The organism is Streptomyces akebiae, from assembly GCF_019599145.1.
GTDB classification, from domain to species: domain Bacteria; phylum Actinomycetota; class Actinomycetes; order Streptomycetales; family Streptomycetaceae; genus Streptomyces; species Streptomyces akebiae.
Window position 1 is genome coordinate 1,885,481 of the sequence record NZ_CP080647.1, and the last position, 15,023, is coordinate 1,900,503.

The window sequence follows — 15,023 nt, forward strand, 5'->3', positions numbered from 1 at the left end:
TGGCTGTACTGTCGTGGAGTGCTGACTCTCGCTGCCGACATCGAAGTGCTCGCCCGGTTCGGACGGGCCCTGGCCGACCCGATCCGCTGCCGTATCCTGCTCGCCCTGCGCGACGCCCCGGCCTACCCCGCCGACCTCGCCGACGCACTGGAGATCTCCCGCACCCGGCTCTCCAACCACCTGGCATGCCTGCGCGACTGCGGCCTCGTCGTCACCGTCCCGGACGGCCGCCGCACCCGCTACGAACTCGCCGACGAGCGCCTCGGCCACGCCCTGGACGACCTGCGCAACGCGGTCGTCGCCGTCGAGGCCGACCGCACCTGCACGGACGCCGACGAGAAGGGCTGCTGCTGAATGACCGCGATATCCCTCGGCCTCAGCTCCGCCCGCCGCGACGCACTGACCCGTCGCATACGCCTTCTGGTCGCCGCGACCATCACCTACAACGTCGTCGAGGCGATCGTCGCGGTCACCGCGGGCACCCTCGCCTCCTCCACCGCTCTGATCGGATTCGGCCTCGACTCCGTCATCGAGGTCTCCTCCGCCGCCGCTGTCGCCTGGCAGTTCTCCGCCCGCGACCACGCCGCCCGCGAGGCCCGGGAGAAGACGACCCTGCGGATCATCGCCGTCTCCTTCTTCACGCTCGCGCTCTACGTCACCATCGAGTCCACCCGCGCACTCACCAGCACCGGCGAAGCCGGCCACTCCCTCCCCGGCATCGTCCTCGCCGCCCTCTCCCTGGCCGTCATGCCGTTCCTGTCCGCCGCCCAGCGCAAGGCAGGCCGGGAACTCGGCTCCGCCAGCGCCGTCGCCGACTCCAAACAGACCCTCCTGTGTACGTACCTCTCCGCCGTCCTTCTCGTCGGCCTGCTGGCGAACCTGCTGCTCGGCTGGTCCTGGGCCGACCCCATCGCCGCCCTCGTGATCGCCGCCATCGCGGCCAAGGAAGGACGCGACGCCTGGCGAGGCGAAGGCTGCTGCGCCCCCTCCGCCCAGCTCACCCCCGCTGGCACACAGGCCGACACGTGCGGATGCCAGCCCGGCTGCTCCTGCTGCTGAACTGCCCCACCCCCCGTGGAAAGATCGGCCGTAGCACCCTACGAACAGCGACCAGCAACCCTTGCGGGAGACGCCATGCAGCACCACGACGGCGACCTCGCCGACACCCAGCAGGAACACTGGCAGCGCACCTACGCCGTCCACCCCGGCATGTACGGCCAGGAGCCCTCCGCGCCCGCCGTCCACGCCGCCGAGGTCTTCCGCGCCAACGGTGCCAAGGATGTGCTGGAACTCGGCGCGGGACACGGTCGCGACGCCCTGTACTTCGCACATGAGGGCTTCACCGTCCAGGCGACCGACTTCAGCGCCACCGGCCTCGAACAACTGAAAGACACCGCTCGGAGCCAGGGCCTGGCCGAGCGCATGACCACCGCTGTTCACGACGTGCGCGAGCCCCTGCCACTGCCCGACGCCTCCGTGGACGCCGTCTTCGCCCACATGCTGCTGTGCATGGCCCTGTCCACCCAGGAGATCCACGCCCTGGTCCGCGACATCCGGCGCGTCCTGCGTCCGGGCGGCGTGTTCATCTACACCGTCCGCCACACCGGCGACGCCCACTACGGCACCGGAACCCCGCACGGCGACGACATCTACGAGCACGGCGGCTTCGCCGTGCACTTCTTCCCCCGTCACCTCGTCGACTCCCTCGCCGACGGCTGGACCCTCAACGAAGTCCACGCCTTCGAGGAAGGCGAGCTGCCTCGCCGCCTGTGGCGCGTCACCCAGACTCGCCCCTGAAGACCACCGCGCCGAGCGCGGACGAGCACGGAGCCCTCACCGAATCCGCCGTACCCACAGCCGTACGCCTCGTACTGCAGCGACGGATTCAGCAAGTTCTGATCGCGGTGATTACCAATACGAAACGGCAACAGAGTGCTCCAAATTGGCGTTGCGGTGAGGGGAGTTGGTCTGGTCTGGTTCGCCGTCGAGTCAGGGGGTACGTCGGCGGCGCAGTTCGAACGCGCCAGCCCAGTCGGGGTGATCGGCGATCAGCTTGCGGGCGTACAAGGCCGTGCAGTTGTTGTTCAGCCCTCGCAAGCCCTGCGGGAGTCGCCAACGCAGCGCTTCGAAGAGGGCCTTCAGTCCGATGCGGGTAGCTCCCGCCGTTATCCGGTCTGCGGTGAGCCGCTCCAACGCGCGGTAGACGTATGGGTGTTCAGTGTCGAAGTCGTGGAACTGCTCCGTGATCGTTCGCCTGTCGATACGAAGGCCAACAGGTTCGGGAAGCGGCAGGACGTCCTGCTTGACGGCGTAGGGCATGGGAATCGGGCAGCCCTCCAGGAAGGCGGACGGGTGGGCGAGGCAGGTGCGAGGTGGAGGTCAGGCGGCTGACGGGCGCAGGTCCGGGAGGGTGCGCAGCCGGGTGAAGGCGGTGGCGAGGCCGATTGCCTGCAGGACGGCGCAGGCGGTGATCGCATGGCCGAGCTGGCTGGGCGGGATGGCGGCAACGAGCAGGCCTGCGACCGGGAAGGGCGTAAGGAGCAGCAGGATCGTCACCGCGAGGGTGTTGCCGAAGACGTCGGCGGGGATCAGGTGGGAGCGCAGGGTGCGCAGCACGACGGTCATGCCGCTTTCGCCGGCCATGAAGAGCGCGATCAACGCCAGATAGGCGGGGTAGGTGTGCGTGAGGGCGAGGGTGAGGCAGGCCGAGGCCGTGGTCGTCGCGCAGACGGCCCCGGCGGGCCACAGACCGCAGCGGTCGATGGCGTGGCGGCACAGGGAGATCGCGATCAGGGAGGCTGCGGCGGCTGCCGACCAGAGCAGGCCGACATCGGCGCTGGAGTGGCCGAACTGCTGGACGACGATCACCGGGGCGGCGGCCTGCAGGAGGCCGACGGCGAGGTTGGACAGTGTCAGCCCCGCGACGAGCCAGCCGAGTGCCGGCAGCGCGCGCAGGGTCTGCCAGCCCGTCTTCCATCCCTGCCGTACGGCCGCCGGGGTAGTGGCGTGCTGGTCGGTGTGCTGCTTGGGGGCGAGGGCGGCGGCGAGCAGGGAGAAGGCGGCGGTCGCGGCGAGCACGCCGGTGGCGCCGGTGTGGGCGAGGAGCAGTCCGGCGAGCGCGGGTCCGGCCAGGGTCGCCGTCTGATCGATGCCGAGGAGCACCGACTGCACACGGTGAGCACGCGCACCGGCGGTACGGCTTGCCAGCCCGCCCGCGGTTTCGGCCGCGACGTAGCTGAACTCGGTGAGCACACCGGTGCCGGCGGCGAGCACCATCACCGTGATTGTCTTCCCCGGCCCGCCCGTCTGGGCCCCAAGGAGCAGCGCGGCGGCCAGGACGAGGGTGGCCCGGGCGGTGGCCGCGAGGCGGAAGACGCGGGTGGTGCCGTGGCGGTCGACCAGGGCACCAGCCACGGCGAAGGCCATCAGCCGCGGCGCCCATTCCAGGGCGAAGGCCAAGCCCGTGAGGGCCGCGGATCCGGTGGTGGCGAGGACCAGCAGGGGGATGCCGTACGTCGTCATGGCGAACGCGGCGGCGTCCATGCTGCGCGGGAGATAGACACTGCGCAGCAGGGGGGAAACCGGTCGGTGGGAGGGCCGGTTTCCGGTACGGGCTCTCACGCAGCGTGCTCCGTCTCATCCGCCGCGTGGGAGGAGCGGGATGCCACGGCGTCAAGGACCTGCGGATGCGTCTGGAGCCAGTCGGCCAGAGTGGTCCGCAGCTGACCAAGCGCGAAGGCCGCCTCGGTGGGGAAGACGGCGCCGTTGTCCCCGAGCAGTTTCAGGGTGTGCTGGACGCGGGTGACGAAGTCGCTGACGGTGCTGGGGTATTGGTGGGTGCGGGACCAGCGGGCGACGGTGTCGTACAGCTCGGCGAGATCCTCGCCTGCTTCGGTGAGCCGGTAGCGGGCCGGTGCGTGGTCGGCGAAATGCACCAGGCCCAGTGCGCGGGCGACGTCGATGGCGTAGCGCAGCTGGTGGCGGGTGAGGTCGCCGAAGGCGCCCTGGAGGCTGCCGCGTTGGTGGCTGATGGGGCCGTTGTCGTCGATCTCGCTGACCAGCCGGATCAGGGATGGCAGGGACAAGGTGTTGATGACCTGGCCGGTGTGCGGCTGGTTGAGGATCGCGGTGCTGGTCATCGGCGCGGGCCTCCTGCCGGAGAGATCGCCAGGGGGCGGGCGGGTATCGGGTGGGAGAAGAGGTCGCCGGGCTGCCACGGTGTGGCCGGGGCCTTGGCCATCTGGCCCGGGGCGGGCGCGGCCGGTGGCGCGGGAAGTCGGGACTGGGTGGTCAGCCATGGTCCCGAGCGGGCTGAGGGAGACGGTGTCAGGGCCTGGCCCCACAGGGAGTGGGTAGCTTCGGCGAGGGGGTATCCGGCCGCCCACGCGGAGAGGGCCTGGTAGACCGGGGCGAGGGCCCGCCCGCTGGCGGAGAGCTGGTAGTCGCCGGACGGTGTGGTCTCGGCCAGTCCGTCGTCGATCACCCGGCGCAGCGGCGGGTAGACGCGGCTGAGGCTGTAGGTGGGCATGACCTCTGCGGCCAGTGCCTTGGCGCTCGCCAGCCCGCGGGCTTTCAGCGCCCACACCAGCGGTGTGGAGTGCCGCGGGCTGATCAGAGCGATCGTGTCCTCGATGTTCTGTGCCACCGCGACCGGCTGCGGCTGAAGTTCGCCGGTGGCCTTGTTCCGTACGAGAGGCTTCTCCAGATGCGTGTCCCCCCAGGCGGCGAGCACGGGCAGGACGGGCATCAGGTCGGCGCCGCGACGGGTCAGTCCGTAGGTGACGTGCCGGGGGGTGTGCTCGGTGCGTTCGACGAGACCGGCGTCGACGAGCTTGCCCAGCTTCGGGTGGAGCTGGCCGTCCGCAAGCAGGGCGAGCTTTGCCTTGGCCTCGCTGTAGCGCAGCGGCTGGGCGGCGAGGGTCATCAGCACCCACACGCTCCAGTTGGGGGCAAGCATCTGAAGGCTCTCGGTGACGCGGGACAGGTCGTTCAGGTTGGTGCGGGACAGACCGGTGGCGGCCAAGGGGGAATCTCCTCAGGCGGGGCGATGGGTCAGCGGGTGCGGGCGACGGCACGCGCGGGAGCGGGAACCGGTGCGGCAGTGGGGGCGGCCGGCGCGGGCTCGGGCTTCGCGTCCGGGGCGGGGACGCGGTGCAGGCTGGCCAGGACTCCGCTCAGGGTCTTGGCGTGGGCGTCGCGGGTGGCGACGGCGTCGGAGATCCGGCGCGCGCAGTCGAGGATGTGACCTGCCTCGAAGGTGCCGATCTCTCGTTCCGGATCGGCCAGTTGAAGCAGCCGCTGGCGTTGGAAGTCGATGTTGCGCTCGGCGAACTGCAGGTCGGTGAGGCCAGCGATCAGGGCGGCGAGCATGCTGCCGTCGGGGTTGAGGCCAGCCAAGGTTCCGAGGTCGGCCAGCGGCTGGGCGTACAGGTCCTCGATGCGCTCGGCGATCGTCTGGGCCGTGGCGTCAGGTGCGGGCAATCGGGGCTTTCACGGTCGGGGCCCTCGCACTGCCCCGGCTCGGATGTCGGCCGGGGCAGGCGGAAGGGCGGTGGTGGTCGTCGGCTGCGTGAGCCGTACGGGACGGCGTGGCACCGGCCCGGGTGGAGGCATGGTGCGCAGCAGCTGGCCGAGGGCGGCGACGTAGCCGTTGCGCCCGGCCAGGGCCGCTTCCATCCACTGGGCGTCGAAGCGCAGGTCGTCGGCGGACAGTTCGCTCATGTCGCGATCGGCGGCGGTGGCCTCGTGGACGCGGTCCCGTACCCAGGCCACCTGCTCCTCGGCCACCACGAGGAAGGAGCGCAGCTCCAGCGCCCGCCGCAGCGCCGCGGACGCATCGCGGCCGGACGCCTGCGTGTACAGCTCACGCACGGCGGCGCCGAACGTCTGCTCCAGCAGGCTGTCCTGGCTGGAGGTCTTGTCGGCCACGCTCACCGGGCCGCCCCGCGTACGGGTGCCTGCGCGGTGTCCGGCACGGACGGTGCGGTGGTGGGCAGGGCCGGGCCCCGGCGGGCGGTGGGCGCCGTCCCGCGCCACGCCCCCGGGCTGCGGTTCCCGATCGCCTGAGGGTCGAGGAGGTGGCGCACCGTCATGGCGCGTCCCTCCCGCACGGTGTGCGCGCTGTTCACCGAGTCCGCGAGCCGCATGACGTGTTCGGGCAGCTCGACGAATTCGCCGTCGGGCACCGTGTCGACGTGGTGGGCGAGGGCTTGGGCAAGGGCGTCTTCGGCCCTGTTCAACACCTGCTGGGCCTCGGTAAGCAGCCCGTGCCAGCGCACGATCGTGGTGGCTTCCGGGTGGGCCTGCGGGGCGGCGACTACCGCGCGTCGCAGCTCGGCAATCGGCATCTGGAAGCGGGACTGGATCTGCTCGGTCAGGACGCCCAGCACGTCGTCGGCGTCAGGCACAGCGCAATTCCTTTCCGTTGGATTCGAGGAGACAGGGCGTGGCATTTCCACGGCCCAACCGCCTTACAGACGAGTGCGATTCAGGGCCGTTCGGGAGAGAGGGGCAGACTGGTTAGTCCAGGCACATGCGGACGTCGCGATAGACGTAGGTCCCGGAAACCCAGCCCTTGACGCCGGTGGTCTTGTCGGTGATGTACACCCACTTCGCACCCTTGGTGGTCTTGTGCACCGTGAACTTGTGCGACTTGTAGAGGATGCCGACGGCGGTGGACTTGGTCGTCGCCTTCTTGCGGATGGTCACGGCGTTGGTGCCGTGGACCGCCCACGGGAGGTACGGCTTGCTGGTGCAGGATGACGCGGGCACCGCAGTGGCGACGGACCTCGGCGCTGCGGTGGCCGCAGAAGCCGACGCGAGGGGCAGTGCGAGCGCGCCGAGCAGTGCGGCGGATATCGCAATTCGGGTTGAGCGCATGGGGAATTGGGCTCCATGTCAGGAAGAAGGAACAGAGAATGCAGGCCGGACAGTTGCCTGTGCGGGCCGGATTCAAGAGTCCGGAGAATCCCCGGTTTCGCTAACCGGGGATGGAGTGCTATGTTTCGCCGCCGCCGGACGGGAGCGGCGTGAATCGCACGGAAATCAACGGGCGTTGCCGCAGCCCTCACCGGCCGGGCCGGCGCGGTGGTTCAGATGACACGACGCGTGCCGCAGCCACAGGCCGGGGGCTCTGGCGGGCGGGAGGCGCGGTCGTGGGCAGCGGGAGGTCTTGGCCGCTCCAGTGCGCTTCCCACCACGTCGTGGCGGCTTCGAAGGTGGCGAAGCCGCCTTCGCGCAGGGTTCGTGTCCAGGTGTCGGTGTCGACTTCTTCCAGCAGCACCCGGAAGGGCAGGGGGACTCGTTCGTCCAGCGCCCGCAGCAGCACCATGGTCTGCAGGGGCGCGTCGTCCTTGGTGTAGCTGGTCAGGAGGGCGAAGTGATCGCCGTCGCCACGCAACCGCTCCTCCAGCGCACGAGTGGCGTCGTCGGCGGGTGTGCCGCCCAGTCCCTCGGGCAGCAGGATCTTGTCCTCGGAGCAGCCGCGGGCTATCAGCCAGGACTGGGCCATCGCCGGCAAGGGCAGCGTGGCGTGGTCGAAGCGGAAGGTCCTTGTGGCGGTGTCGCGCTGGAGGTGGAGGGCGACGAGTTGGGCGTCACCTGGGATGCCCCAGGTGACGGCCCCGTTGTGGAGCACGAAGTAGCTGTGCCGGCCGTCGCTGGTGTGGTGCTTGGCCAGGACCGTGAGCTGGTCCTCGTCGATGCCGATGTGCTGCCAGAACTGTTCGTCGACGGAGTCGTTGACAGCCCTGTAGCCATCGAGACGGAAGTCCGGGGTGTCTTGGGCCATAGATGCTTTCGGATCGATCAGCGGTTGAAGTGGCGGTCCTGGCGCCCGGGTCAGCGGCGGGGGGCGGAAGAGGCTGGCCAGGTTCCGGGACGCTGCGCGGGCGGTGCAGTCCGCGTGGCCGGCCGGTGCGGTGCGGCGAGGAGCGCACGGCCGGTGTCGGTGAGGGTGACGGGCTGCCCGGCGTGCAGCGGATGAGCGTCGTCGCGCACGACGAGACCGGCCGCCTCAAGTCGCTGAAACTGGCTGTAGGCGAGGCGGGTACCGGATGCGGTCACGACCGACAGGCGCTGGGTGAGTAGGTGTTCGCGCAGCTTGGCGCCCTGGGCGATGGCCAGCAGGGCCGCCTGATCCGACGCTGGCAGCTCCGCCGCCGGACCTGTTCCACTCGAACGAACGGCAGCCTCGATGGGTTCGAGCGCCGCCACGACCTGTTGCTCGCGCTCGTCGCGGATGGCGGCGGCCTCTTCCAGCGTGGCGACGGTGCGGTTGATGCGCGAGAACAGGGCCTGGTCGACCGCGAACTCCCCGGAGGCCAGCCGCTGGAGCTGGACCCGGTAGAAGGTCACGCCGTGTTCGGCCTGGACCAGAGTGCGGTGGGCGTCGACCAGGCGGCTGCGTGGCTCGTCGAGGAGGTCGCGGTCGCGGTGCTGCCACAGCTGGTCGATGCTGTGGCCGACGGCCGCCTCGATGCGGTGATCGAGCGCCGTGAGCGCCTTCTTCGCCGGCGCGGGGGCAGGAGTGGCAGGCATGAAATAGGACTGGTTTCTCGGTGGGGGCGATCACGACGGCGCATGGCCGGCGGGGATGTCGCCGAGGGGAATGCGGACATCGAGGTGAGAGCCGTCGCGGGTGTGTACGGCGGGGCCGAGCCGGGCGAGGAGGCGCAGCATCGGCGTGTTAGCGGCGTGGAGGTACGCAGTCAGGGTGTGGGCGCCACTGCGGCGGGCGTGGTCGGCGGCGTGCCGGGCCAGCAGGGTGCCGATGCCGCGGCGCTGGTGGGCGTCGGCGACCTGCAGTCCGAGATCGACGACGCCAGCTTCGTGGCTGACGAGCCCGGCCGAGACCATCGCAAGCGGACGGCCCTCGGCGTCAAGGCCGATCCAGACATCGCAGTGGTCCAGCAGCCGGGTGAAGTCGCGATGGGTGATTCGGGTCCGCCCCCAGCGCAGGAGCAGGTTCGACTCGGAGCAGTCCTGGTGGAGGGAATCGGCCAGCGGCCGGTCCGCCTCGGTCGCTGGGTGGATCGTGGCGAGGGACGGCTGGTGGATCAGGGGGCGAAGCCCTGCAGGGCGATCAGCACGGCACCGCGCCGGTACCCCTTGACTTCCCTGTCTTCGTCCATGGCGCAGGCGTACACGTTGTTCAGGGCCAGGAGCTTGGCCAGGCGGGCCTCGGTCAGTCCGGCGTACGGGCCGCGCCCGTCGGAGCCTCCGGCGAGGTCGCTGAGCAAGCCGATGAGGTCCGCTGCCGTCAGGGCGGGCGGATCGCCGGCGGCGGCGAAGGCGTCACGGCAGGCATGCAGGATCGTTTCGGGCTCGCTCCCGCAGTGCAGCGCGAAGTCCTCCTGGGCTTCGGTGGCCTCGGAGACCGGCGCGCAGCAGCAGGGCTGGGACACCAGCCGGGTCAACTCCACTTCGAGCCGCAGGCGTTCGGCGAGCCGGTGGGCGAAGGTGTCGGGTCGTTCGATGGCGAGGACACCATCTGCGTGGTCGCCGACGAGGGCGTCGAGTGCCTCGTCGAGGTCGTAGCAGTCCCGGGCGATCTCCAAGATGGCCAGGTGATGCTGATTGGCGGACGGGGGCTCGACAGCCAGCGCCTCGGCGACACGGTCGAGGATGAAGGACAGGCGGGTCAACGGACAGGGCCTTTCAGGGGAGTGTGCGTGGGTGCGGCTGCGGGAAGGCCGGGCACCGCGTAGGGCGGCGGGCCGGGCTTGGGGATCGGCGGCCGTTGCGTGTCCAGTTGCGGGGAGCGGGCGCGGGCGGCGTGGGTGCGCGCGCCGGTCGGGCGCCGGGCGATACCGAGGCGGGCACGGGCCGTTTCGTACACGTCGTGCCGGGCGCGCGGGCGTACGGCGACGACGTGGATCTCGGTGCGGTGCGTCGCGCCGGGTGGGGCCGGGCGCTGGGCGTAGACGATGCGCCAGGCGTTGCGGTGATCGACATAGAGCTTGCGGCACCCGGTCAGCTCCTCGGTCAGCTTGCCGCCGAACAACTGGGCGTTGACGACCTTCTGGAGCTGGTCGAGGGCCAAGTCGCGGATGTCGCCCGGGGCCTGGAGCAGGTCGGTCAGAGCCCTCGGGTCGAAGGACAGGCCGAAGGCCGGTCGGGGTTCGGGATCGCTCATACGGCGGCCTGGCCCGGCTCGCCGACCGTGGGTGGCTCGTCGGCGGGGGAACTCGCCGCCCGGGTGGAGGGTTTGGGCCCGGGCAGCAGGCGGTGGGCGGGCCGGTCCGGGTCGGTCATGCACGCGGACAGCGGCCCGCCAGGGGCGCGAACGGTGGTCAAGGCATGGGTGAGGAAGTCACGGTGCCACACGAACAAGCCGCTGGGTCCGGCTTCGGGGTCCTTGTGCTGCTGGTAGGCCAGCCACAGGGCATGCAGCCAGGCGACGACACAGTCGTGTTCCTGCCACTGCTGGCACCAGGGCGTGGCCGTGGTGACCTCCGCGCCGTAAATGGGCATGAGGAAGTCGTCCACCCAGTCGCTGAGGCCGTCGAGTTCGTCCTCGTACTCCTCGCCATCCAGTTCCAGGATCGGGCGCGGCTCCGGTGGGGCAGGCGGTACCGGCAGGCCGGCGAATCCCGGAAGGCCGAAGCCGTCGAACGCGCGTGGTCCGGGCTCCGTGGACAGGCTGTCGAGCTGCTGGGCCTGCTGGGCCGACTGCTTGAGCAGCTTGCGCACGCTGGCCTCGATACTTTCCAGATCCGTGTCCGGCAACCGGACCGGTTCCATTTCCCCGTCATCGGTGGGGTTTATGGATTCAGGCACGAAAGGGTCCTCCTTGAAGCCGCTTCCCATGGGCTGGGATGGCGGCTCCAACCATCCGGACGATCCCCGGTTTCGCTAACCGGGGATCCGGTGCTATAACGCTTGCACTCATGACCGGGAAGGAATCCGGTAATTCAGATTCCGCCCAGGTCGGACAGCCCCTGCGGGTCAGGAGGACAGGACGAAGTCGTCCTGATTCAGGGTCTGTTGCAGGGTCTCGGTCAGCCGGTCGGCTACCGGCGGAGTGTGGTTGTCCCTCATGCAGGTATTCCTACGTTACTCACAGTCACGAGTGTCAACGCCCAACAGTCGCGCTCCAGGCTGCGGCTTACACACCCGCGCAGGTCATCGCGGGCACACCCGGTTTGACAGTCTGGGTGGCCCTGAAGCCCTGCAGTTACGGACGCCGCGTGCAGGTCACACCGTGGACGGTCTGTTCGGGAGGTCGGCATGAGTCCATCGGGCAACAGGGGCACGTGCACCTACCCGTGACGCGAGTCCCTCCTACGCCCAGGAAAGGACTCGCGTGGACAAGGGTTAGGGGACGGTTAAGGGGCCGACATCGAGGGGTGTCGACAAGGGCAGCGACGGCGGCGCCTCGGCCCCAGGAACCGGCATCAGGGGTGTCGGCGACCAGCTCGGGAACGGGCCCGAGGTCGTAGCACTGGGGACGTGACCAGTTCCGCCGCCCGAGTCGAAAGTGTCGCTTCGGGTGGTGTCGTGCCGTAGCCACTCCCTGCCTTGGCCCCAGGAGACGGCGAGACCCAGCAGGACGCTCCCGACGATCACTGACAGTGCCGCAGACCTGAGCACGAAGACCAGGCTGCTGGTCTTCTCCGGAAGCTCCGTGTCGACCTCGCCCAGGACGAAGTCCGCTGCGGCTCCGCCGTCGGTCGCGGACGGGGCGGAGAGCCGGCACGCCGGGGTCCTGTCGTCGAGCCCCAGTTCCGCCAGACGGAAGGTGAGCCAGGCGGTCCGGTCAGGTTGGAACACTGCCTCCTCGACCCACGCCGCCACGTCCTCCGGCGGTGTGCCGTCGGCGGGTTCAGCGATAACTCCGCCCGTCCAGTCGAACCGCCAGGATGCACCGCACCCGGAGACGAGCAGAGCCGACACGAGCGCGGTGACGGCAGTGACGAGTACCGCCAGTGGGTCGTCGTTCCGTCGGCGGTTGCGCGGCAGGCGCGACCCGAGAGCCCAGGCCAGAGGCATGCGCTCGCCGGAGTCGAGAACGGCGATCACCCGCCGGAGGGACAGCGCGTCGGGTCCGCCACCGGCCACGTCGTCGACCGCCCGCATCAGTGCCCCGACCAGCCGGACGGCTCGCCGCTCGGCCAGCACTGCAACCCAGTCCTGCCAGGGCATGAGCTGCGCCACCTCGCACTCGGGAAGCAACCGAACGAGGTCGTTCTCGTACAGCATGTCCGGCAGCAGATCCCCGGCACGGGCAGCGATCGCCGCAGTCCGGCCCGTCCGTGGTCCGGCCGTACGGGCGGCTCTGATCCGGGCGGCGAAGTCCGCGTGCGGAGCGTCGCACGGGGAGTGCCGAGGGTCCGACACCACCTGCGCTCGCAGGCGCTCGAAGGCGGGCCGCATCTCGGGCGAGGCGGCCATCATGGCGAACACCCGGAAGGGGTCGTCGGGCCGTCGGCCCACCGGCTCGCGCTTGCGGTCCAGGAACGTCTTCCGGAAGGCGGGCCAAGCGAGTTCGACATCGCCTCTGGCCCGTAAAGCGTCCGCTAGGAGGTCCACGCCGTACAGCCGGACGGCCTCCCTGTCGGCCTCTTCCTCCTGCCGCCTGCGGGTGGCGGCGGTGAGCATGCGCGCGAATCGCCGGTAACCCGCGACGAAGAGCCGCGGGAGCCCGCGATACTGCCGCACCAGCCCGTTCGCGTCGCCCATCCGGTCGAGAGAGTCTTCTGCGAGTCGCAGACTTGTGTCGAGCCTGAGTGTGAAGGCGCGGGCCCGGCTGTGGCCGAGGGAGAAGTGCGCGAGTTCGTGGGCGAGGACGGCCCGCAACTGGTCTTGCGTCAGCACGGCCAGCAGCGGCAGGCCGATGACCAGGCAGCGGTTTCCTTCACCCAGGCCGATGAAACGGGTGTCCGTCTCGATGACCGCGGCGTTGGCGTTGGTGGTGAACCTGATGATCGAGGGCGGTTCGGTGCCCAACTCCGCGGCCACTTCCTGGACGAGCCCGTACAGCTGCGGTGCCTGCCCGACATCGGCCAGGACCTCGTCTTCCGGGGTGTCGGTGGTGAGGAAGATCGTCCGGTACGCGGCGTCCGCGAGGGCGACCGCCAATGGCGCCGTTCCCGCGCAGACCACGAACACCTGGGCGGGGAACGGCTGGCTGGTGAACACGGTCAGCCACAGCGCCGCGCCGAAGAGGAGAAGCCAGAGCAGGGCGCCTCCGGCGACCAGCACGTAGAACCCGAGCAGCAGCACTGAGGCTGTCGCGATGCGTACCCGGCGGGTCATCGTCGGGTTCCCTCGGCGAGCCGTTGGGCCCGCAGGCCGAGCGCGAGCCACTCCTCGGCCTCGCGCAGTCGTTCGGCGATCCGGTCGGTCCTGCCCTCGGTGTCGAGCCAGTCACCGCAGGAGTCGATCTCGGGCGGCATGTCCAGCAGCAGCCGAAGCCGCTTCCTGGCGTGGCGGAGGTGGGACCTGACCGTGGGGACAGTCATGCCCAGACGGACGGCGATCTCCTCACTCGTCAGCTCCTGGGCTTGAAGGTGCACGACCTGGCGCTGACGGGCCGGCAGGCGATGGAGGGTGCCGAGCACGGCGAGGACGGCCTCCCGCTGCGCGGACGGGCAGGAAGCGGGGAGCGGCAACTCACTGTCGGGGCGTGGACGCCAGAGGCGATTACGCCATTTGCGGGCTTCGTCGATGAGCTTGCGGCGTACCACCGTGGAGAACCAGGCATGTGGTTCCTTGATCGACTCCCATTGCTCCATCGCCGCGAGCATGGCCTCCTGGACGGCGTCCTCCGACTGCTGGCGACTGCCGCAGATGAGGATGCCCATGGCGACCAAGCGGTCCCGGTTGGCGTGACAGTACTCGGCGAAGTCGGCGCCGGGAGACACATCAGCCACGACTGGAGCCCTCCTCCGGGAGTCCGGCGGTCGGCGTCCCGCCGGAGCGGACGGTCAGTGCCGCTTCTCCGGAACGCTCGGTCAGGACCGCGCCGGGCCCGCACTCCCGCAGGATCCCGACGAGCATCGCCGCCCGTGCCTCGTCCTTCGCCTTCGCCCGCAACCAGCGGACCACCTCGCCCCCAAGCCTCAGCGCCGCCAACACGACGATCACCACAACCGGTTCCACCCAGGACATGCCGTCCCCTTCCGTTCACCACCGGCATCTGCCGGAGTCGGAGTACTGACGACTCGCGGGGCACATCCGTGCAACGAAGCACCGAATCTTTTTTGAGCGCTGCTCTCTTCGGACCATGCGGCCCCCCACTTCGCGCCACAACGCACGCCAGGACAACTCCGTCCCCGGGCCACTGCGCTCCACACATATCCCAAAGGGCGCAAAGGAGCGTTGGCGGGCGCACACGGCGTACAGCAGCAGAGCGCCAGCGGGCCGGTTCGTACGAGGCGCATGATTGACGTCACTGATGGGTCAAGGTCCGCCGGGCAGCCTACTGGGCTTCTCCCGGCTACTGAGCGTTGTTCAACCTGAATCCGCTGGTCATGGGGCTGGCATGGGGAACGGTTGGAATGCTCATGCGGTCTGGTGTGTGATCGGTAGGAGGTGATCGTCCGTCAGCGGTGGACCTCGGCGTTCGTCAGCACGTGGAGGTCCGAAGGAGGGTGGTGGCGTGTCGAGATGCGGACCTGTGACGCGCCGGGACCGGATCTGTTCCACCCGGCCGTCCGCCGCATCGAACAGGGCCTGGACCTCGTCGTAGTCCAACGGCCGTCGCCGCGGGTCGCCTTCATAGTCCACGACGTGCTTCACGCTGTTCCACTCGTGGAACACCTGCTGCGGCGCCATCCCGAATGCTCCGAGCAGACCCGGCCCCACTGGTAGCGGGCATCGGTCAAGTACGCGCAGAACAGCTGGAGCGTGATCTCGTAACTCCGCGCCATGGACACCGTTATCGGCCGTGGCCCCGAGCCGAGATCGCTAATGAACGCCTCCGCCTCCGCAGGCGTCCACTGCCAGGGATACAGCCCGGTGAACGCCACCATCCGCCGCACCAAGCCAGACGCGGATCGACGGTCTCTCGCTCGTCAAGA

Annotated in this window: 20 protein-coding genes; 3 read left to right on the plus strand and 17 right to left on the minus strand. The window is 69.9% G+C overall.

What is annotated here, in order from left to right; all coding sequences use genetic code 11:
• Positions 1 to 18 precede the first annotated feature (18 nt).
• From K1J60_RS08285 to K1J60_RS08295, 3 genes are all read left to right on the plus strand, one after another.
• On the plus strand, positions 19 to 354 hold the full coding sequence (locus K1J60_RS08285) for an ArsR/SmtB family transcription factor (RefSeq protein WP_220645615.1): 336 nt from the start codon (positions 19 to 21) through the stop codon (positions 352 to 354).
• Positions 355 to 1,059 (plus strand): cation transporter, encoded by a 705-nt coding sequence (locus K1J60_RS08290; protein WP_220645616.1) that lies wholly within the window; start codon positions 355 to 357, stop codon positions 1,057 to 1,059.
• A 75-nt stretch (positions 1,060 to 1,134) separates the two neighbouring features.
• Positions 1,135 to 1,797 (plus strand): class I SAM-dependent methyltransferase, encoded by a 663-nt coding sequence (locus tag K1J60_RS08295; protein WP_220645617.1) that lies wholly within the window; start codon positions 1,135 to 1,137, stop codon positions 1,795 to 1,797.
• A 192-nt stretch (positions 1,798 to 1,989) separates the two neighbouring features.
• Here the strand turns inward: K1J60_RS08295 and K1J60_RS08300 are convergent, their stop codons facing one another.
• From K1J60_RS08300 to K1J60_RS08380, 17 genes are all read right to left on the minus strand, one after another.
• Positions 1,990 to 2,319, minus strand: a complete 330-nt coding sequence (locus K1J60_RS08300) for a hypothetical protein (protein WP_398683152.1) — start codon at positions 2,317 to 2,319, stop codon at positions 1,990 to 1,992.
• Between the two features lie 60 nt (positions 2,320 to 2,379).
• Positions 2,380 to 3,621: an MFS transporter gene (locus K1J60_RS08305; RefSeq protein ID WP_398683153.1), complete on the minus strand. Its 1,242-nt coding sequence runs from the start codon at positions 3,619 to 3,621 to the stop codon at positions 2,380 to 2,382.
• Complete coding sequence (locus K1J60_RS08310) at positions 3,618 to 4,139, minus strand: hypothetical protein (protein ID WP_220645618.1); 522 nt, start codon at positions 4,137 to 4,139, stop codon at positions 3,618 to 3,620. The genes K1J60_RS08305 and K1J60_RS08310 overlap by 4 nt, the downstream gene beginning before the upstream one ends.
• Positions 4,136 to 5,023, minus strand: a complete 888-nt coding sequence (locus K1J60_RS08315; RefSeq protein ID WP_259407622.1) for a winged helix-turn-helix transcriptional regulator — start codon at positions 5,021 to 5,023, stop codon at positions 4,136 to 4,138. The genes K1J60_RS08310 and K1J60_RS08315 overlap by 4 nt, the downstream gene beginning before the upstream one ends.
• 29 nt (positions 5,024 to 5,052) lie before the next feature.
• The gene (locus K1J60_RS08320; RefSeq protein ID WP_220645619.1) at positions 5,053 to 5,481 is read right to left on the minus strand and encodes a hypothetical protein; all 429 of its coding nucleotides are present in this window, start codon (positions 5,479 to 5,481) and stop codon (positions 5,053 to 5,055) included.
• Between the two features lie 9 nt (positions 5,482 to 5,490).
• On the minus strand, positions 5,491 to 5,934 hold the full coding sequence (locus tag K1J60_RS08325) for a hypothetical protein (RefSeq protein WP_220645620.1): 444 nt from the start codon (positions 5,932 to 5,934) through the stop codon (positions 5,491 to 5,493).
• Complete coding sequence (locus K1J60_RS08330) at positions 5,931 to 6,407, minus strand: hypothetical protein (protein ID WP_220645621.1); 477 nt, start codon at positions 6,405 to 6,407, stop codon at positions 5,931 to 5,933. Before K1J60_RS08330 ends, K1J60_RS08325 begins: the two co-directional genes overlap by 4 nt.
• Before the next feature lie 112 nt (positions 6,408 to 6,519).
• Positions 6,520 to 6,879 carry an SH3 domain-containing protein gene (locus tag K1J60_RS08335; RefSeq protein ID WP_220645622.1) on the minus strand — a complete coding sequence of 120 codons (360 nt, stop codon included), beginning with the start codon at positions 6,877 to 6,879 and terminating at the stop codon, positions 6,520 to 6,522.
• A gap of 187 nt (positions 6,880 to 7,066) precedes the next feature.
• Complete coding sequence (locus K1J60_RS08340) at positions 7,067 to 7,789, minus strand: hypothetical protein (protein ID WP_220645623.1); 723 nt, start codon at positions 7,787 to 7,789, stop codon at positions 7,067 to 7,069.
• Positions 7,790 to 7,839: 50 nt separating this feature from the next.
• Positions 7,840 to 8,538 (minus strand): hypothetical protein, encoded by a 699-nt coding sequence (locus K1J60_RS08345; protein WP_220645624.1) that lies wholly within the window; start codon positions 8,536 to 8,538, stop codon positions 7,840 to 7,842.
• Between the two features lie 30 nt (positions 8,539 to 8,568).
• Positions 8,569 to 9,138, minus strand: a complete 570-nt coding sequence (locus K1J60_RS46860) for a GNAT family N-acetyltransferase (protein WP_317619747.1) — start codon at positions 9,136 to 9,138, stop codon at positions 8,569 to 8,571.
• Positions 9,057 to 9,644: a hypothetical protein gene (locus K1J60_RS08355; protein WP_220645625.1), complete on the minus strand. Its 588-nt coding sequence runs from the start codon at positions 9,642 to 9,644 to the stop codon at positions 9,057 to 9,059. The genes K1J60_RS46860 and K1J60_RS08355 overlap by 82 nt, the downstream gene beginning before the upstream one ends.
• Positions 9,641 to 10,135, minus strand: a complete 495-nt coding sequence (locus tag K1J60_RS08360) for a type II toxin-antitoxin system RelE family toxin (protein WP_220645626.1) — start codon at positions 10,133 to 10,135, stop codon at positions 9,641 to 9,643. Before K1J60_RS08360 ends, K1J60_RS08355 begins: the two co-directional genes overlap by 4 nt.
• Positions 10,132 to 10,743, minus strand: a complete 612-nt coding sequence (locus K1J60_RS08365; protein WP_220651357.1) for a DUF4913 domain-containing protein — start codon at positions 10,741 to 10,743, stop codon at positions 10,132 to 10,134. Before K1J60_RS08365 ends, K1J60_RS08360 begins: the two co-directional genes overlap by 4 nt.
• 573 nt (positions 10,744 to 11,316) lie before the next feature.
• A complete protein-coding gene (locus tag K1J60_RS08370) occupies positions 11,317 to 13,257 on the minus strand; it encodes a M48 family metallopeptidase (protein ID WP_220645627.1) in 1,941 nt (646 codons plus the stop codon).
• Entirely contained in the window at positions 13,254 to 13,874 is a 621-nt protein-coding gene (locus tag K1J60_RS08375; RefSeq protein ID WP_220645628.1) for an RNA polymerase sigma factor, read from the minus strand. The genes K1J60_RS08370 and K1J60_RS08375 overlap by 4 nt, the downstream gene beginning before the upstream one ends.
• Positions 13,867 to 14,112 carry a hypothetical protein gene (locus K1J60_RS08380; protein WP_220645629.1) on the minus strand — a complete coding sequence of 82 codons (246 nt, stop codon included), beginning with the start codon at positions 14,110 to 14,112 and terminating at the stop codon, positions 13,867 to 13,869. The genes K1J60_RS08375 and K1J60_RS08380 overlap by 8 nt, the downstream gene beginning before the upstream one ends.
• Positions 14,113 to 15,023: the final 911 nt, after the last annotated feature.